Origin of the sequence: Limnobacter sp. 130, from assembly GCF_902506325.1 — a bacterium.
Taxonomy (GTDB): Bacteria; Pseudomonadota; Gammaproteobacteria; order Burkholderiales; family Burkholderiaceae_B; genus Limnobacter.
Window position 1 is genome coordinate 1,351,788 of the sequence record NZ_LR732328.1, and the last position, 17,731, is coordinate 1,369,518.

Sequence of the window (17,731 nt, forward strand, 5' to 3'; positions counted from 1 at the left end):
TTTTCTAAATCCTCGTTAACAGGTTGGTTCTCAAGCAGCCACTGCAGGTTTTTCCTGCGCTACCACATACAGTTCTTTCAAGGCGCGACGGTATTCGGTCGGGAACACTTTCACAAACTTCTTGCGCTCTGTGCCCCAGTTTTCCAGAATTTCCTTGGCGCGCTCGCTGCCGGTGTAACGGGCGTGGCGTTCAATCAGGCCTTTCAGAATCACTTCGTCTGGCTGACGGTCTGCGCCCCGTGCCGGGCTGTGCCAAATTTCACGGTTGCTCAAGGCTTCCTGCTCAGTCGCGGACACCACCTCTTCCAGCTCAACCTGTGCCATGTTGCAGCGCTTGGAGAACAGGCCATCGATGTCGTACACGTAGGCCATGCCACCACTCATGCCAGCGGCAAAGTTGCGGCCGGTTTCACCCAGCACAACCACAGTACCGCCTGTCATGTATTCGCAACCATGGTCACCAGTGCCCTCAATCACGGCAGCTGCGCCTGAATTGCGAACCGCGAAACGCTCGCCGGCCACGCCGCTCAGGAATGCTTCACCTGCAATGGCGCCGTACAACACGGTGTTGCCCACGATCATGTTTTCTTCAGACAGGCCGCGGAAATCGTTGGTGGGGCGCACAATAATGCGACCACCGCTCAGGCCCTTGCCCACATAGTCGTTGCCTTCACCCACCAGGTCAGCCGTTACGCCATGTGCCAGGAAAGCACCGAACGATTGACCAGCCGTGCCAGTGAACTGAATGTGGATGGTGTCGTCGGGCAAACCAGCGTGGCCGTACTTCTTGGCCACTTCGCCTGACAACATTGCACCGGCTGTGCGGTTCACGTTCTTGATCGGTGTAATGAAGGAAACGCGCTCGCCTTTGTCCAAGGCAGGCTTGGCCAACTGAATCAGTTTCTGGTCCAGTGCCTTGTCCAAACCGTGGTCTTGGCTGCCAGTGTGCAACAGGGGCTCTGTGGTGCCTTCCGGTACCCACAGCAAGCGGCTGAAATCCAATCCCCTTGCTTTCCAGTGGGTGATGCCTTTTTTCATGTCCAGCAGGTTGGCACGACCGATCAGGTCGTCAAACTTGCGGATGCCCAGTTGCGCCATGATTTCGCGCACTTCATTGGCCACGAAGAAGAAATAGTTCACCACGTGCTCGGGCTTGCCTGTGAACTTCTTGCGAAGTTCGGGATTTTGAGTGGCAACACCCACGGGGCAGGTGTTCAAGTGGCATTTGCGCATCATGATGCAGCCTTCAACCACCAGCGGTGCGGTGGCAAAGCCGAATTCATCTGCACCCAACATGGCACCAATCACCACGTCGCGGCCGGTTTTCATCTGGCCATCGACCTGCACGCGAATGCGACCACGCAAACCGTTCAACACCAATGTTTGCTGTGTTTCAGCCAAGCCCAGTTCCCAGTTGGTACCTGCATGCTTGATTGAAGACACGGGCGATGCACCTGTGCCGCCGTCTTGACCGGCGATTACCAGGTGGTCGGCCTTGGCCTTGGACACACCGGCAGCAATGGTACCCACACCCACTTCAGACACCAGCTTCACCGAGATAGAGGCTTGTGCATTCACGTTTTTCAGGTCGTGAATCAGCTGGGCCAAATCTTCAATGGAATAAATGTCGTGGTGCGGGGGCGGCGAAATCAAGCCAACGCCAGGCACGGAATAACGCAACTTGCCGATGTAATCGGACACCTTGCCGCCAGGCAGTTGACCGCCCTCACCGGGCTTGGCACCTTGGGCCATCTTGATCTGGATTTGATCAGCAGAAGTCAGGTATTCAGCGGTGACGCCAAAACGACCAGAAGCCACCTGCTTAATGCGTGAGCGCAGTGAATCGCCTTTCTTCAAGGGGAAGTCAGCAACCACTACATCGCCCAACTCGCTTTTCAGTGTTGCGCCCTCAGCAATCGGACCGGTGCCTGGGCCAAACTTGTCCAGGCCAGCACGCAGTTCGGCACTGTAACGCTTCTCGTCTTCACCGCCTTCACCGGTGTTGCTCTTGCCGCCGATGCGGTTCATGGCAACAGCCAGTGTGGAGTGGGCTTCAGTCGAGATGGAACCCAGTGACATGGCGCCGGTTGCAAAGCGCTTGACGATTTCCTCAACCGCTTCCACTTCTTCAATTGGAATGGCTTTTGAAGGGTCGATCTTGAATTCAAACAACCCGCGCAAAGTCATATGACGCTTGCTTTGGTCGTTGATGATCTGCGCGTACTCTTTGTAAGTGTTGTAGGTGCCGCTGCGTGTGGCGTGCTGCAATTTTGCAATTGCGTCGGGTGTCCACATGTGCTCTTCACCGCGGGTACGCCAGGCGTATTCACCACCTGCATCCAAAGCGCCAGCCAACACGGGGTCAGGGCTGAATGCGGACTGGTGAACGCGAATGGCTTCTTCCGCCACTTCAAATACGCCAATGCCTTCCACCTTGGTGGGAGTACCTGCAAAGTAAGCATCAATAAAGGCTTGGTTCAAACCCACCGCTTCAAAAATTTGCGCGCCGGTATAACTCATGTAAGTGGAAATGCCCATTTTGGACATCACTTTCATCAGCCCCTTGCCCACCGCCTTGATGTAGTTGTATTCCGCCTTTTCAGGGCTCAGGTCACCGGGCAAGCCCAGGCTCATCTCGGCAATGGTTTCCATCGCCAGATAGGGGTGCACAGCTTCCGCACCATAACCCGCCAACAAGGCGAAATGGTGTGTTTCGCGGGCAGAACCCGTTTCAACGACCAAACCGGTACTGGTTCGCAAGCCCACTTTCACCAGGTGCTGGTGAATGGCAGACACCGCCAACAGCGCAGGAATGGCCACGTTGTCACGGCTCATCATGCGGTCAGTCACAATCAACACGTTGACACCTTGCTTCACGGCGTCACGGGCTTCGGCGCAAAGGGAAGCGATGCGCGCTTCAATGCCTTCCTTGCCCCAGGCAACGGGGTAGCAAATGTTCAATTCATGGCTGGTGAATTTGCCACCGGTAAAGGCCTCAATATTGCGAAGCTTCGCCATGTCCTTGGAAGTCAGCACCGGCTGTGACACTTCAAGACGCATGGGCGGGTTGATGTTATTCAGGTCCAGCAGGTTGGGCTTGGGTCCGATAAAGCTGTTCAAGCTCATGACCAGGTTTTCGCGGATCGGATCGATCGGCGGGTTGGTTACCTGGGCGAACAACTGCTTGAAGTAGTTGTACAGTGGCTTGAGCTTGTTGGACATCACGGCCAATGGGCTGTCGTTGCCCATGGAACCGGTGGCTTCTTCGCCGTTTTGCAGCATGGGCGCCATCAGGAATTTCAGGTCTTCCTGGGTGTAACCAAAAGCCTGTTGGCGATCCAGCAAAGTTTCAAGCGGCTCGATTGGCTCAGGTTGACCTTCCACTTCATCGAGCTTCACGCGGATGGTGTCGATCCACTGCTTGTAAGGCTTGGCTGCGCTGAGCTGGTTCTTCAACTCGTCGTCGTCAATAATGCGACCGGCTTCCATGTCGATCAGGAACATTTTGCCGGGTTGCAGGCGCCACTTCTTCACAATTTTGCTTTCTGGAATGGGCAATGTGCCTGATTCAGAAGCCATCACCACCAAGTCGTCTTCAGTCACGATGTAGCGGGCCGGGCGCAAGCCATTGCGGTCAAGCGTGGCTCCGATCTGCTTGCCATCGGTGAAAGCCATGGCGGCGGGGCCGTCCCAGGGTTCCATCATGGCTGCATGGTATTCGTAGAAGGCACGACGGTTGTCGTCCATCAAAGTGTGCTGCTCCCACGCCTCGGGCACCATCATCATCATGGCTTGGGCAATGGTGTAGCCGGCCATCACCAGCAGTTCCAGACAGTTGTCGAAACAGGCGGTGTCAGACTGGCCTTCGAAAATCAGTGGGTAGAGTTTTTGCAGGTCGTCGCCCAACACGGCGCTTTTCATCACGCCTTCGCGTGCACGCATCCAGTTGAAGTTGCCCTTCACGGTGTTAATTTCACCGTTGTGGGCCAACATGCGGTAAGGGTGAGCCAACGGCCACTCGGGGAATGTGTTGGTGGAGAAGCGCTGGTGAACCAGTGCCAATGCAGACACGCAACGTGGGTCTTTCAAGTCAAGATAATACTCACCAACCTGGTTGGCCAGCAGCAAGCCTTTGTACACAATGGTACGGGCGCTCATGGAAGGGCTGAAGTATTCAGTGCCGTGCGCCAGGTTCAAATTCTTGATGGCGTGCACAGCGCGCTTGCGAATCACATACAGTTTGCGTTCCAGCGCGTCGGTCACCATGATGTCGCGGCCACGGCCTACAAACACCTGGCGAATCACGGGTTCTTTCAAACGCACGGTGGGGCTCATGGGCATGTCGGCATTAATTGGCACATCGCGCCAACCCAGCAACACCTGACCTTCGGCTTTCACGGCACGCTCAATTTCCTGTTCGCAGGCAATGCGTGAAGCGGTTTCTTTGGGGAGGAACAACATGCCCACGCCATATTCACCAGCGGGTGGCAAGGTCACACCTTGCTTGGACATTTCTTCGCGGAAGAAGGCATCGGGAATCTGAATCAGGATACCGGCACCATCGCCCATCAAGGGGTCGGCACCTACGGCGCCACGGTGGTCCAGGTTTTCCAGAATCTTCAAGCCGCCCGCAATAATGTCGTGCGTGCGCTTGCCTTTGATGTGCGCCACAAAACCAACGCCACAGGCGTCGTGTTCATTGCTGGCGGAGTACATGCCTTTTTCTTCGGCAATCTTTCGGATGTCTTGTTGCATGGAAAAGCCCCTGATTTCGGTACGTGGGACACTTTACTGCAGCGCGGCAAGATTCTCAAGAAAAATAAAAGGGGTCTGACCCCATTTTAAGCACCCCATCAAAATTAGGGCCTAAGAATTAGGGACACACCAATTAAATTCATATGTTTCGTGCACCTAGTCGGTGCTATTCTTTTTTAAAACTGGGCGGCCGCGAGGCCGAGGTCGAACCGAACGATTCGCAAGCTCTTGAATTTGCACACAGAAAGCATCATCGCTCCAAAGCCAACCTTTTTGCAAGCAGTGGGACAACTCCTGGCAATCGCGCTCACTCAAACCCTGCTCACTGAACTGTCGGTATCGACTTTGGCGCTCAAATGGCGTGTTGCCCAACTGCCAGTACACGGGCAAATCGATCAACCAGGCCTCGTTCACCACCCCAGCGTGGGCTGCAAAACTACTCCAGGGGTAAGTGGCCAAATCGGGAGCACCCGCCGCACGGGCTGCCAACTGCTCAACAAACAAGCACGCTTTCAGGCTGTGCAAACCGGGTTGCACCACCGTGGACTTGAAACGAGGCTCCCACAGCGCACTGGAATGTACGGTTTGCACCTGACGCACGGCCGGCGAGAAATGACGATTCAGATTTTGGACAAACCGCCCCGCCCTGGGGGCCTCCGACGTGCTGATCATGATCAGCGCACCGGCAGGCACCATGCAATAGGCATGAATGGCCACTTCTTCCTCAGCCGCACTCAATGGCAACTGGGTATAAAACAGCGAAAAAGCCTCGCGGGTATTGAATACCTCCTGACCTGCAATGCCCTGCAACTCCAGCACCATTGGGCAGTCAGGAATGAACAGGCGGGCTTGTCGAGCCATCGTGATGAATTACTGAACACCAGGCACGGTGAGGCGCTGGTGCTCTTTCATGGCATAGCGGTCGGTCATGCCAGCAATGTAATCGGCAATGGCGCGGGGAATGTCGTCCTCAGAGCGGCGATAAAACTGAGGTGGCAACAAGCGCGGATCGCCCATGAAAATCTGGAACAGCTCCTCCACCACGCGCCGCGCTTTCAATGTGGCCCGTAATACTTGATAGTGCTGGTAAAGTGCCTTGCGCAAGAACACTTTCAGCTCATGATTGAGTTCAGCCATTTCGCTACTAAAACCAATCAGCTTGTCCGCCAGCTGCACGTCCGCCACACAGGTGGGTTTCATGGTTTCAATTCGACGTTCGGATTCATGCAACAGGTCTTGAACCAGTGCATTGATAATGCCCCGCACGGTTTCATGAATCAGCCTGCGCCCTTCCAGGTTGGGGTGCCGGGCCTTAACCCGGTCCAGGTGTATTTTAAAAAGGCGCACTTCGGCTGTTTGTTCCAGCGTGATCAAGCCCGAACGCAATCCATCGTCAATGTCGTGGTTGTTGTAGGCAATTTCATCGGCCAGGTTGGTCACTTGTGCTTCAAGCACGGGGCGGCGATTGCTTAAAAAACGATCGGCCACCTCGCCCAGCTTTTCAGCGTTGGGCTTTGAGCAGTGCTTCAAAATACTTTCGCGGGTTTCAAAGCACAAATTCAAGCCAGTGAAACTTGCGTACTTTTCTTCCAGCTCATCCACAACCCGCAGGCTTTGCAGGTTGTGCTCGAAACCACCATGCGTGGCCATGCATTCATTGAGCGCATCCTGACCCGCATGACCAAACGGTGTGTGGCCCAAATCATGGGCCAGCGCCACCGCCTCGGTCAGCTCTTCATTCAAACCAAGATTTCGGGAAATGCTGCGCGCAATTTGCGCCACTTCCAGGCTATGTGTAAGGCGGGTTCGGTACAGATCACCTTCGGTATTCACAAACACCTGGGTTTTGTACTCCAGGCGGCGAAAAGCAGCACTGTGAATAATTCGGTCACGGTCGCGTTCGAACTCGGTGCGTCCTTCCGGGCTTTTTTCGGGATGCAATCGGCCACGGGTGTTTGTGGAGCTGACGGCATAAGGGGCCAGGCTGAGTTCGAAGTTGCGCACGTTTAGTCCCCCGCCCCCATTTCCTGCAAGGTTTGCCGCACTAGCGCCTCATCGGCTGGCGACGTGGAGGCTCCACCCAAACCATTGAGCAACACATATTTGATGGAACCTGAATCGGCTTTTTTGTCGTGCGCCATCAGTTCCATGAATCTGTCCACACCCAAACGTGGCGGAATGGCAGGCAGCCGGGCTTCAATCACCACTTTCGTCAAGCGCGCAGCTTCTTCAGCACTTAAGCGGCCCATGCGGCGGCAAAGGTCGGCAGCAATTACCATGCCGCAACCCACCGCCTCGCCGTGGTACCACTGCCCATAACCCATACCTGCCTCAATGGCATGGCCAAAGGTGTGGCCAAAATTCAAAATGGCGCGAATCCCGCCCTCACGTTCGTCCTTGGACACCACATCGGCCTTGATCTCGCAAGAACGTTTCACCACCAAGGCCAGCAACTCGGGGTCGCGGTTCAGCAAGGCGGGCATGTTGGTCTCGACCAGGTCCAGGTAATCCGTGTCAGCGATTGCCCCGTGTTTGATGATTTCAGCAAGACCGCAACTCAGTTCACGATCAGGCAATGTGTTTAGCGTAGAAATGTCGGTGACCACCATTTGCGGCTGGTAAAACGCACCGATCATGTTCTTGCCCAAGGGGTGATTGATGCCGGTTTTTCCGCCAACCGAGCTGTCCACCTGGCTAAGCAGGGTGGTGGGCACCTGAATGAAGGGAATACCGCGCATGAAGGCCGAAGCGGCAAAGCCACCCATGTCGCCTATCACGCCGCCGCCCAATGCCACCAACACGGTTTTCCGGTCGCAATGATTTTGCAGCAAGGCGTCGAAAACACGCTGCAAGGTGGGCCAGTCTTTGTATTCCTCGCCATCGGGCAAGCTCACCATGTGCATCTGCTTGGCGCCGGCTTGCTGCAAAGTAGATTTCAAGCGATCTGCATACAGGGGGCCCACGGTGGTGTTGGTACAAATCATCACGGTTTTGCCCGCCACATGGGGCTCGAACAACTCCGGGCGACCTAGCAAGCCCGCTCCGATGTGAATCGGATAGCTGCGGTCTCCCAAATCTACTTGAAGGGTGTATTGACTCATTCTGTTCCGGTGGCCTTCTGTTCTGTGCCTGCGGGGGTTTTTTGTCCCAGGTTCAAGGCGTGGCTGATTTTATTAACGATTTGGTAAACAGGTTGACGGCCGGTCTCAACGACCACATCCGCAACCTCTTTGTACAGGGGCAGGCGCGCAGCCAACAACTCTTCGATTTTTCGGCGAGGATTGGGGCCTTGAAGCAAAGGACGATTTTTGTCCAGACGGGTGCGTTGATAAAGTTCACCAGCAGCAGCGCTGAGATAAACCACCGCACCAATTTGCTTGAGAATTTCACGATTTTCTGCGGCCAGCACAATGCCACCGCCGGTTGCAATCACCTGCCTTTCCCTGCCGACAAAGCTGGCTAGTGCAGTCGACTCTCGCCGACGAAAACCCGCTTCGCCTTCAATCTCGAAGATAACAGGAATGCTGACACCCGTTTGATGCTCGATCAGGTGATCGGTGTCAGTGAATTCCCAGGACAGATGCTTGGCCAAGGCCTTGCCGACTGTGCTTTTGCCGGCGCCCATCATGCCCACCAGCACAATGCATTGATTAGACACTTCGTTGAATCTTTGTGAACAATCAAATCATTGTACGGTAAAGCTTGTGTTATTGGCTTGTGAGCACAACCGGCGTTAAAAAGATTAGCAATTCGGCACGACGCTTGGATTCATTTTTGCCGCGAAACAACACACCCAGGCCCGGGATATCTCCAAGAAACGGGGTTTTGTCATTCAACACATTGTCGTCCTCTTCAAAAATACCGCCCAAAACCACTGTGCCCCCATCGCTGACCAATACTTTGGTTTTCACGCGGCGGGTGTCAATCGCGGGCCCATTGGAGGTCTCGATGCCGATAGAATCTTTCGCAACATCCACGTCCAGCAACACGGTGCCATCAGGCGCAATTTGCGGGGTTACCGCCAGCTTCAAATTGGCCTCCTTGAATTCGGTGGCCGTTGCCCCACTGCTGGTTGCAATTTGGTATGGAATTTCCGTACCCTGCTCAATCAAGGCAGGTTCCTTGTTAGAGGTAATCACACGTGGATTTGACACCGTGCGCACCTTGTTCTCAAGCTCAAGCGCCCTGAGCTGCAAATTAATCAATCGGGTGGAATTGGCATTGAACAGTGTGTAGCCCAGGTTGGCTCCATTCTCAACACCCGTATTCAGAAAATTACCGCTGCCAAACTGGTCACCAACATCTTTGAAACCAGGATCAGCTCGCGAGGACAAAGCCCTTAACCGGATGCCCAAATCTCTGGACACCGAAGTGTCTGCCAAAACCACCCGGGCTTCAATCATCACTTGCTTCACGGGTTTGTCCAGTCCATTGACGATCATGCTGATACGTTCCAGCCTAGTGGGGGTATCCTGCACAAAAATCTGGCTGGTGCGTTCATCAGAAATCAAGGTGCCCCGGGCGGACAACAACTTGGAATCTTCAGACTTGATCAATGCCACCAAATCGGCTGTTTTCTGATAACTGACCTGGAACACCTTCGACACCAACGGCTCCATTTCGTCCTGTGCACGACGGTTTGCCGATTGAAACTGATCATTGTTCACATCGGTGGGCGTGGACACCAACAACACATTGCCCGACTGGCTCGATACCAAACCCTTGGAGCGCATCACAATGTCCAAAGCCTGATCCCAGGGCACATCTTTCAAAAATACCGTCACCTTGCCCTGCACGGAATCACTCAACACAAGGTTCATCTTGGTGAAGTCGGCAAATACCTGCATTACGGTGCGGATGTCCGCATCCTTGAAATCAAGCGTAATTGGGCGACCAATGTAGCGTGCCACCAGACTTTGATCTGAACTCGCAGGCTTGATCTCAATTGCCTTGCCAGAGACAACACTTGATGACACCCGATTCACCTCCACTTCCACAACAGGTCCACTTTGACGTATCAGGTGAGTGGCTCCATCGAGCTGCATTTGAACAGTCAGGGCCAGATCACCCGGCCTCAACTCAAGCTGTTTAATCGGTGAATCCTCGTCAGTTTGCAGTTGCTGTTTTACACCGGCAGCAAGTCGCACATTCGCAAATCGAACCTTCAATTGATTATTGAGAAGTACTGCGTCCGCAACAATATCAGGCCGGTCAAACTCCAGCCTCAATACATGTCTATTGGCAGATTTCTCCAACTTCCATGCATTCAAGATCGGGCCTTCCGCAATCACGGCTGGCCTGCCCATTGCCTTCGCAACCGTGTCTTTCAATGCACTATGCTCGGATAAAATCGCTGCCTGCCCACCATCGGGTCGGAAGGGCTTAGGCCCCGAAAATATCAATTCAACGGATCGATCTTTCTGGTTAAGCCGCACTTCATAATTTTGAGCCAACTCCAACACCAGGCGGGTTTTACCGCCAGCGGCAATCAGCTGCGTCTTTTTGATTCTTCCACCCGGAGGCAAATCGATTGGCAAAGTGCTGTTGCCAAGCTCGACGGGGAAATCGACCACTTGCCGTGCCGGATTCGAAATGCGAAATAATCCAAGCTTGCCATCAAAATTCTGGTCAAATGTCAGCATGATTCGAGCCTGGTCGGCAAGCTCCTCAAGGCTGCCGTCGACAATGCTTAAAGCATGAACCTGAGCATGAATAAGAAAGGTAAACACGAGTGCAGCCAGTTTAAAAACCTTCGGTGCAAACCCGAGTGTGGGCAATTGATTGTTCATTGAGCGTCCCCGAATGTATTCACTGGCATCAGATTCAATTCAAGGCGTTTGTCTCCCGCCCTGGCGTCTATTCTTGACAGCACAACCCGCCCCGGTCCAAACGAGGTCACTTTGTAAAGACCCAGCACGTAGCTGCCCACCCCAACAACATGGTCCATTTGTCCATCATTGAGTATGGCGACCTGATGACCCGCAGATTCGATCAAACCAGTGAGGCGCAACGACTCCGCCGACAAATCAATGGCGGCCCGTCGGTTGGCCTCATCGCCCCATTGACTGCTGGACCACTGAAACAAACGACCTGTAATCGGAGGTAACTCGGCTGATTCAATACTCAAGGTGCTGCCCTTGGACTTCAGGTGGTCTTGGCTGGGTTCCGCTTCCCCCACCGCCTGTTTTTGGCCCGCGCTCAGGCGCTGCTCAAGCTCAGTGATAGCCCCGGCATGATTTCGTCTGGGATCATCCAATTCCGGGAAAAATGGCACCAACAATATCGAGAAAAGAAAGTCCATCATGGGTTTGGGCTCTCCACGGTCTGGTCCGGAGCAGGTTCGTCCGCAACCACCTTCGGTGCATTCTTGGGCAACTGTGCAAAAGCATTCAGCTCCCCGGTCATCTGCCACCCGCCGCCATCGGGCAGATAGGCCATGTCAAACTCGCTCAAACTGACTTGCCGGCTCAACGCAGCAATGTAATTGGGCAAACGGGAAATCGCCTCGCCACTGCCGCGCACGCTCACTTTCACGGGGACCACACGCATCACCTCGCGATTCAAAGACGCCTTGGGTGTGAACTCCGCCAGCTTTAACTCATGGTCTAAAATCACATCGTTGATGCGCTCCAAAAGGGAAGCCAACTCTCGCTCAGAGGGAAGCGCCATTTTCAACAAGGGCAACTGCACCTCCAACTGAGCCAGCTCCGCTTCGATCACAGGTTGGTCCAGCAACAATTGCGATTGGGTATCCAAACGTGCCAAGGATTCCTGAATGCTGACCTCAAGTTGCGTGCTCGTGTCCAAACTGTTTTTCCAAACCAGAATGAACCCCAACACCAAAACAAGCAGCCAGATTCCCGCGATCAGCAAAAGCCTTTTTTGAAAAGGCAGAAGAAGCAATTCTTCAATTAAATCCCGTAGACTCAGCTCATCCAGGCGCATGATTGGTACCTCGCAAAATTGCCCGGATTTCAAACAAATGCCGGTTATCAATCGCCCCATCCACGGTCTTTTTCGGTTCGGTTACCGACACAAGATCAACCGACTCAAATAAACCGTTGCCCGCCTCCATTTGGTCAACCCACTGAGCCAGGCTCGACACGGCTTCTGTAAATCCATTGAGAATCAATACCTCTTTGCTGACAAACAACCGTGTCATGGACACGTTGGAGGGCACGGTGCCATCCAGATAAGAAACCCACCTGCTCGCTAGAATCGACTCTTTCTCCACAGCCTCCAAAGCACTGACCTGACGATTCAGCACAGCAACCCTGTCCTTCATGGCCTGAACCTCAATCACCCGGGCTGCCATCTCAGACTCCATCGCACTTAACTGCCCAAGAAATATCTCCTGCCTGTCTACCCGTGCTTCAAATTCAGTTCCAATCGCGTAACAAACGCCAAGTCCAAGCAGAGAACCCACGGCCAGCTCAGCAATCAAGCGGCGCTTCTTGCGACTTTCACGCAACGCACGATAGGGATACAGATTGAACAGAATTACTCGCATGGCATGGCCTCCAGCGCACCAAAAGGCACCACATCATCGTGCCAGCGTCCCTGTAATTCCTTCCGGGGGGCAATATCGATCAAACGAGGCGAGAGGGTCTGACTGCGCTTGGCAGTTGATTCGCAGCCTTTCGCATACATCAACTCGCCGCCCAGAATCAATCGAACCGAGGCCACTTCCTCGGGCGCGCCATCGCGGGTCCAGGTTGACACCAAACGCTCCAGTGCAGACACCGCTTGCACCACCGAGAATCCTTCCTCGCTGTGTTCCCAACTTTCGTTGAACAACACGCCCTGCGAGAAAACAGCCAAGCGAACATGATTGCGAGACAACTCACCGTGCAGCAAAAAACGGATGTCAGCGGACTTCAGCGCCGCAGGTGCCATCTGCAAGTACCCGTTCATGGCGGCAACGGTGTCCAGCGTAATGCCCAGGCAAGTCAGCCCACACGCCTGACAAGCGCGCAATATTTCATCCACCTGTTTTTGATCAATTCCTGCCACAGCCAAACTGACGCTGCCATCCGACAACTCAGCCTTGACCTGCCAATCAAAAGCCGCCTCGCGTTCAGATTCCCCCGCAGCAGCCTCCATCAGTTCCTGGATCTGGAACCGGATCAAGTTCTCGCGTTCATCCTTGGCAACACCAATCTCACCCAAATAAGCATGTTTGGACGGCACGGAGACCACCACATACTGCGGTCTGGGCAAAGCAGGCGGCAATTCCCGAATTACCAGGGCAATCGCCCGCTCAAGCGACACTGCGCTCAACAGGGCATCATCCTTCGGGACGACCTCCAAAGTACCGCCACCCGAAGCCCTGATCGATTTGAAGGACAGAATCTGTTGGCGCTCTATTTCTCCATAAACCCACCGCCACCGTCCTCCGCTGAAAGAGATGGACAAAGCGTGGGCCGCGCCCGCGTGCAAGCTGAAAAACCAATGTCGAGCTGATTTCATGAGTAAACCCTGAGCAAGGTAGAGCTTCAGGGTAGAGAATTCAGCGCAAGCAGCTAACCCTCATTGGAGGGGGACAACCACTAGGGGGAGACCATGAATTCATCACTAGAGTCAACGATCGGAAATTCCCGTGCGTTGGCAGATACAATGTAGCCACTAACACCAATCCTGCACCGACCTGTGAATTCAAACAAAATCCGCCTCAAGCACCACTCCGATGGCTTTATCGCAACCACCCTCGCCGTACTTATTGGTTTGGGTGTGTCAGGCGCACTCTTGGTTGGCGTCGCCCTGGCGCTAATTTTTCCAAAGCTGCCCGACCTGGACACGCTGACCGATTACCGACCCAAAGTGCCGTTGCGCGTGTTGACCACAGACGGGGTGCTGATTGGTGAATTCGGGGAAGAACGTCGCCGCCCGGTGGACATCACTGAAGTGCCCCTCGTCATGCAACAGGCCATTCTGGCAGCAGAAGATGACCGGTTTTACCAGCACGGCGGCATTGACTTCATGGGCGTTGCACGCGCCTTGGTCACCAACGTCACCTCGGGTGGGCGCACGCAAGGCGCCAGTACCATCACCATGCAGGTGGCACGGAATTTTTTCCTGACTCGCGACAAAACCTGGACACGCAAGCTTTACGAAGTATTGTTGGCCTATAAAATCGAAGACAGCCTGAGCAAAGACGAAATTCTGGAGCTGTACATCAACCAGATTTACCTGGGCCAACGTGCCTATGGATTTCAGTCCGCTTCACAGGTTTATTTTGGCAAACCCCTGCGCGATATCAATGCCGCCGAAGCAGCCATGCTGGCGGGCTTGCCCAAAGCCCCCTCTGCCTACAATCCAATTGTGAACCCCAGCCGTGCCCGTGTTCGCCAGGAATATGTACTGCGCCGCATGAACAACCTGGAATATATCGACGACACGCAATTCGAAGAGGCCCTGAAAACCGAGCTGGTGTACCGCAACCGAAAAGTCAACGGCGACGATATCGAAGCCACAACGGGCCTGACCATCAAGGCAGACTATGCCGCTGAAATGGCCCGCCAGGCTGTGGTTGAAATGTATGGCGAAGAAGCCTATACCTCGGGCATCACCGTCACCACCACACTGATCGCCAAAGAACAACGCGCGGCCGAGCGCGCATTGCGCAACAGCGTGATGGACTACGAACTGCGACAGTACTTTCGCGGCCCAGAGGGTTACATTGAGTTACCCAACGACCCCAAAGAAGCTGAAGAAGTCATTGGTGACAACATCAGCGATTACTCCGACTACGGCTTTTTGCAAAGCGCGGTTGTGCTGTCTGCCAGCCCCACTGAAGTTGTTGTATCACAGGGTGCAGGCGAGCCATTGAAACTCACTGGCGCAAGCCTGAAGCCTGCGGAAAGCTGGCTGAATGAGCGCGCGCCTGCCAACAAACGACTGAAGCGTGGCGCTGTCGTGCGCATCTTAAAGCGCAAAGACCAGCCTCCGATGCTCACGCAACTGCCTGAAGTAGAGGCGGCATTTATTGCCATCAACACCAAAGACGGCGCCATTCGCGCGCTGTCAGGCGGCTTTGAATTCTCGCGCAACAAATTCAACCACGTCACGCAAGCCACTCGCCAACCTGGCTCGGCGTTCAAGCCTTTTGTGTATTCCGCGGCGCTTGAGAAAGGCATTACGCCCACCACACTGGTAGCAGACGAGCCCATTTTCGTACCTGCGGACACACCAGGTGGAAAAGACTGGAGCCCGAAAAACTACGACGGCAAGTACGATGGGCCCATGCTGCTCAAAGAAGGCTTGGCCAAGTCCAAAAACATGGTGTCCATTCGCGTGTTGCAAGAAATCACCCCGCAATACGGTCAGCGCTGGGCCACCCAATTTGGCTTTCCCGCGGCCAACGTACCGCCCTATCTAACAATGGCACTGGGTGCGGTCACCACCAACCCGCTACAAATGGCCAGCGCATTTGCCGTGTTTGCAAATTCGGGCTATCGCGTAAAGCCCTACCTGATTGAAAAAATTACCGATGGCACAGGCCGCATTGTTGCGCGTGCGCGACCAGCGGTGGCGGGCGAAGAGGCCAACCGGGTCATCGACGCCAGAAATGCATTCCTGACAACACGCCTGTTGCGCGAGGTTGTTGAACGCGGCACCGCAACACGGGCTAAAGTGCTGAACCGTGGCGACATTGTTGGCAAAACAGGTACCACCAACGACAGCCACGACGCCTGGTTTGCCGGGTACAACAGGGATATTTCAGCGGTTGCCTGGGTGGGCTACGACCAACCCAGAAACCTGGGGGCCCGCGAAACGGGTGGCGGCTTGGCCCTGCCAATCTGGATTGATTACATGAAAGTGGCGTTGGCCGACCTGCCTGAGAAACCACAAGTGGTGCCTCCCGGCATCGAATACATTGACGGAAATTATTACTACTCCGAATACACGCCCGGCAACGGTGTAGCCCGCATTGATGTAAACGGTGGCAGTGATGACATTCCAAGCCTGTTCAACTTCTTGAAAGGATTGGGCGGCATGCTGGAAGGCAGTGGGGAAAGGCCAATCAACAGCAACCCGACCGGCGGGGGCGATGGCACCAGTCATGCTGCACCAGCCCGCTCGCGCGATCAGCCTCGGGACGAGATTGAGCGACTTTTTGGCAACAACTAAACCGATTAAAACTTGGGGCAGGCCTGCCCCAATTGACCACTCAGCAGTTCCACAAAGTGGGTTTTAAAAGGGACTTTACTGCGGGTGTCAAACCAGTCGCCATTGGAATATTGATAATGAAACCCGCCTGATTTCGCAGCCAGCCACAGCTCGTGGTTGGCCACCTGGCTGTTCAATATCATCTTGCCTTTGTCTTCAAAATCAAGGGTTAATACATTGCCCGAGCGCATTGAATCTGCATCAAGGTCAAGCGTATCGACCAAGGATTCAATATACTCTTCTACTTGAACCAAGGTGGCATCCACCACGGCCTGGAATTCTGTATCTGTCATGAAAAAATCACCTCTAAGAACATTGGCTATTGTCACCCTGTTTGCGCTGGGCTTGAATGCGTGTGGCCAACGCGGGCCACTTTATTTGCCCGAGCCACCGGCCCCCTTGCCAAAGCCTGCTGGCTACGACAAACCTGAACAAGAACAAAACCGCTAAACCTTCAATTTTCGAGCAAATTTTACCGTGCAAAACAATTCAGTGAAGCCCAGCGACCTCAACCCTCACTTGCAGTTTGATGCAGCCAGTGGCGAACTTCAATTCGAAAGCACAGAGCTTTCAGGCTTGGCGCAGGAATTTGGTACTCCTTTGTATGTGTACTCCGCCACCTCCATCAAATCCGCTTATCGCGCCTATGCCAGCGCCTGCCAGGGTTTGGCCCAGGTCACGATTTGCTACGCGGTCAAAGCGAACTCCAATATCCACATTCTGAAATTGCTGGCCCAGGAAGGCGCCGGATTCGACATCGTGTCTGCCGGTGAGTTGGCGCGTGTCATTGCGGCCGGTGGTGCCCCCGAAAAAGCAGTGTTTGCGGGCGTAGGCAAATCCACCCAAGAGATCGAATACGCACTCGAGCAAGGTGTGGGGTGCTTCAACGTCGAATCTGAAGCGGAAATGCAACGTGTGGCTCAAGTGGCAGAAAAAATGCAACGCATCGCCAACGTATCGCTGCGGGTCAACCCAGACGTGGATGCAAAAACCCACCCCTACATTTCCACAGGCCTGAAAGAGAACAAATTCGGCGTCTCCATGAATGCAGCCAAACGGGTATACCAGTTTGCCAATGCGCACCCTTGGTTGAACGTTCATGGCATTGATTGTCATATTGGCTCACAGCTGACCGACGCCAGCCCTTACTTTGATGCGCTTGACCGGGTGCTGGCACTGCTGGACCAGCTGGCGCTGGAGAGCATCGAAATACACCACCTCGACTTGGGCGGCGGTATCGGCATTCGTTATCTTGATGAAACACCACCCACACCGGCTGAAGTACTGCCAAAACTGATTGCCAAAGTGAAAAGCTGGGCCCAATCCAAGGGTCGTAGCATGCCAACCTTGTCATTCGAACCAGGCCGCTCCATTGTAGGCAATGCGGGTGTGCTGCTCACCCAGGTGGAATTCCTGAAAGAAAACGAGGGCAAGCACTTCGCAATTGTCGATGCCGCCATGAATGACCTGATGCGCCCCGCCATGTACAAGGCTTTTCACGGCGTGGTGGCTGTGCAGAACAACCCCCATGCCGCGGCACAAGAATATGATGTAGTGGGCCCGGTTTGCGAATCGGGCGACTGGCTGGCCAAAAACCGTACCCTGGCCATTGAACAAGGCGACTACCTGGCCATTCTGTCAGCAGGTGCCTATGGTCAGACCATGGCATCGAACTACAACAGTCGCGGCCGTGCTGCCGAAGTCCTCGTGGAAAACGGGAAGGTCACATTGATTCGTCGCCGCGAAACCATCGAAGATCAGCTGCGCCCTGAACTCGACGTTTAACCGCGCTCAATGCCTGGTTTTT

13 protein-coding genes and 1 pseudogene are annotated in these 17,731 nt (G+C 54.4%); 3 read left to right on the forward strand and 11 right to left on the reverse strand.

Features of this window, described 5'->3' with window-relative positions; all coding sequences use genetic code 11:
* Nucleotides 1-30: 30 nt before the first annotated feature.
* The 10 genes from FRIGORI9N_RS06420 to FRIGORI9N_RS06465 form a co-directional block, all read right to left on the reverse strand.
* Nucleotides 31-4,755 carry a glutamate synthase-related protein gene (locus FRIGORI9N_RS06420; RefSeq protein ID WP_159569000.1) on the reverse strand — a complete coding sequence of 1,575 codons (4,725 nt, stop codon included), beginning with the start codon at nucleotides 4,753-4,755 and terminating at the stop codon, nucleotides 31-33.
* Nucleotides 4,756-4,911: 156 nt separating this feature from the next.
* Complete coding sequence (locus tag FRIGORI9N_RS06425; RefSeq protein WP_159569001.1) at nucleotides 4,912-5,616, reverse strand: hypothetical protein; 705 nt, start codon at nucleotides 5,614-5,616, stop codon at nucleotides 4,912-4,914.
* 9 nt (nucleotides 5,617-5,625) lie between these two features.
* Nucleotides 5,626-6,759, reverse strand: coding sequence for a deoxyguanosinetriphosphate triphosphohydrolase (locus tag FRIGORI9N_RS06430; protein ID WP_159569002.1), 1,134 nt, complete (start codon nucleotides 6,757-6,759; stop codon nucleotides 5,626-5,628).
* A 2-nt stretch (nucleotides 6,760-6,761) separates the two neighbouring features.
* On the reverse strand, nucleotides 6,762-7,856 hold the full coding sequence (gene aroB, locus FRIGORI9N_RS06435) for a 3-dehydroquinate synthase (RefSeq protein WP_159569003.1): 1,095 nt from the start codon (nucleotides 7,854-7,856) through the stop codon (nucleotides 6,762-6,764).
* A complete protein-coding gene (locus FRIGORI9N_RS06440) occupies nucleotides 7,853-8,413 on the reverse strand; it encodes a shikimate kinase (protein WP_236550812.1) in 561 nt (186 codons plus the stop codon). The genes aroB and FRIGORI9N_RS06440 overlap by 4 nt, the downstream gene beginning before the upstream one ends.
* A gap of 49 nt (nucleotides 8,414-8,462) precedes the next feature.
* Entirely contained in the window at nucleotides 8,463-10,544 is a 2,082-nt protein-coding gene (pilQ, locus tag FRIGORI9N_RS06445; protein WP_159569004.1) for a type IV pilus secretin PilQ, read from the reverse strand.
* Nucleotides 10,541-11,059: a hypothetical protein gene (locus FRIGORI9N_RS06450; protein ID WP_159569005.1), complete on the reverse strand. Its 519-nt coding sequence runs from the start codon at nucleotides 11,057-11,059 to the stop codon at nucleotides 10,541-10,543. The genes pilQ and FRIGORI9N_RS06450 overlap by 4 nt, the downstream gene beginning before the upstream one ends.
* Complete coding sequence (gene pilO / locus FRIGORI9N_RS06455) at nucleotides 11,056-11,562, reverse strand: type 4a pilus biogenesis protein PilO (RefSeq protein WP_159569006.1); 507 nt, start codon at nucleotides 11,560-11,562, stop codon at nucleotides 11,056-11,058. The genes FRIGORI9N_RS06450 and pilO overlap by 4 nt, the downstream gene beginning before the upstream one ends.
* Nucleotides 11,563-11,686: 124 nt before the next feature.
* Nucleotides 11,687-12,265 carry a PilN domain-containing protein gene (locus FRIGORI9N_RS06460; protein WP_159569007.1) on the reverse strand — a complete coding sequence of 193 codons (579 nt, stop codon included), beginning with the start codon at nucleotides 12,263-12,265 and terminating at the stop codon, nucleotides 11,687-11,689.
* Nucleotides 12,256-13,224, reverse strand: a complete 969-nt coding sequence (locus FRIGORI9N_RS06465) for a hypothetical protein (RefSeq protein WP_159569008.1) — start codon at nucleotides 13,222-13,224, stop codon at nucleotides 12,256-12,258. The genes FRIGORI9N_RS06460 and FRIGORI9N_RS06465 overlap by 10 nt, the downstream gene beginning before the upstream one ends.
* A 180-nt stretch (nucleotides 13,225-13,404) precedes the next feature.
* Here FRIGORI9N_RS06465 and FRIGORI9N_RS06470 point away from each other — a divergent pair, with 180 nt between their 5' ends.
* Nucleotides 13,405-15,885: a penicillin-binding protein 1A gene (locus tag FRIGORI9N_RS06470; RefSeq protein ID WP_159569009.1), complete on the forward strand. Its 2,481-nt coding sequence runs from the start codon at nucleotides 13,405-13,407 to the stop codon at nucleotides 15,883-15,885.
* Nucleotides 15,886-15,890: 5 nt separating this feature from the next.
* Here the strand turns inward: FRIGORI9N_RS06470 and cyaY are convergent, their stop codons facing one another.
* On the reverse strand, nucleotides 15,891-16,217 hold the full coding sequence (gene cyaY / locus FRIGORI9N_RS06475) for an iron donor protein CyaY (RefSeq protein WP_159569010.1): 327 nt from the start codon (nucleotides 16,215-16,217) through the stop codon (nucleotides 15,891-15,893).
* Between cyaY and FRIGORI9N_RS06480 the strand changes: the two are divergent.
* Both FRIGORI9N_RS06480 and lysA read left to right on the forward strand, forming a co-directional pair.
* Nucleotides 16,216-16,323 (forward strand): annotated as a pseudogene (locus FRIGORI9N_RS06480) (lipoprotein); the annotation flags it as partial. The gene cyaY and the pseudogene FRIGORI9N_RS06480 overlap by 2 nt on opposite strands.
* Nucleotides 16,324-16,401: 78 nt before the next feature.
* On the forward strand, nucleotides 16,402-17,709 hold the full coding sequence (lysA, locus tag FRIGORI9N_RS06485) for a diaminopimelate decarboxylase (protein ID WP_159569012.1): 1,308 nt from the start codon (nucleotides 16,402-16,404) through the stop codon (nucleotides 17,707-17,709).
* Nucleotides 17,710-17,731: the final 22 nt, after the last annotated feature.

Coding starts and splice junctions, on each gene's coding strand:
- FRIGORI9N_RS06420 (WP_159569000.1), bottom strand. CDS start 4,755: ATGCAACAAGACATCCGAAAGATTGCCGAAGAAAAAGGCATGTACTCC.
- FRIGORI9N_RS06425 (WP_159569001.1), bottom strand. CDS start 5,616: ATGGCTCGACAAGCCCGCCTGTTCATTCCTGACTGCCCAATGGTGCTG.
- aroB (WP_159569003.1), bottom strand. CDS start 7,856: ATGAGTCAATACACCCTTCAAGTAGATTTGGGAGACCGCAGCTATCCG.
- pilQ (WP_159569004.1), bottom strand. CDS start 10,544: ATGAACAATCAATTGCCCACACTCGGGTTTGCACCGAAGGTTTTTAAA.
- FRIGORI9N_RS06450 (WP_159569005.1), bottom strand. CDS start 11,059: ATGATGGACTTTCTTTTCTCGATATTGTTGGTGCCATTTTTCCCGGAA.
- FRIGORI9N_RS06460 (WP_159569007.1), bottom strand. CDS start 12,265: ATGCGAGTAATTCTGTTCAATCTGTATCCCTATCGTGCGTTGCGTGAA.
- FRIGORI9N_RS06465 (WP_159569008.1), bottom strand. CDS start 13,224: ATGAAATCAGCTCGACATTGGTTTTTCAGCTTGCACGCGGGCGCGGCC.
- cyaY (WP_159569010.1), bottom strand. CDS start 16,217: ATGACAGATACAGAATTCCAGGCCGTGGTGGATGCCACCTTGGTTCAA.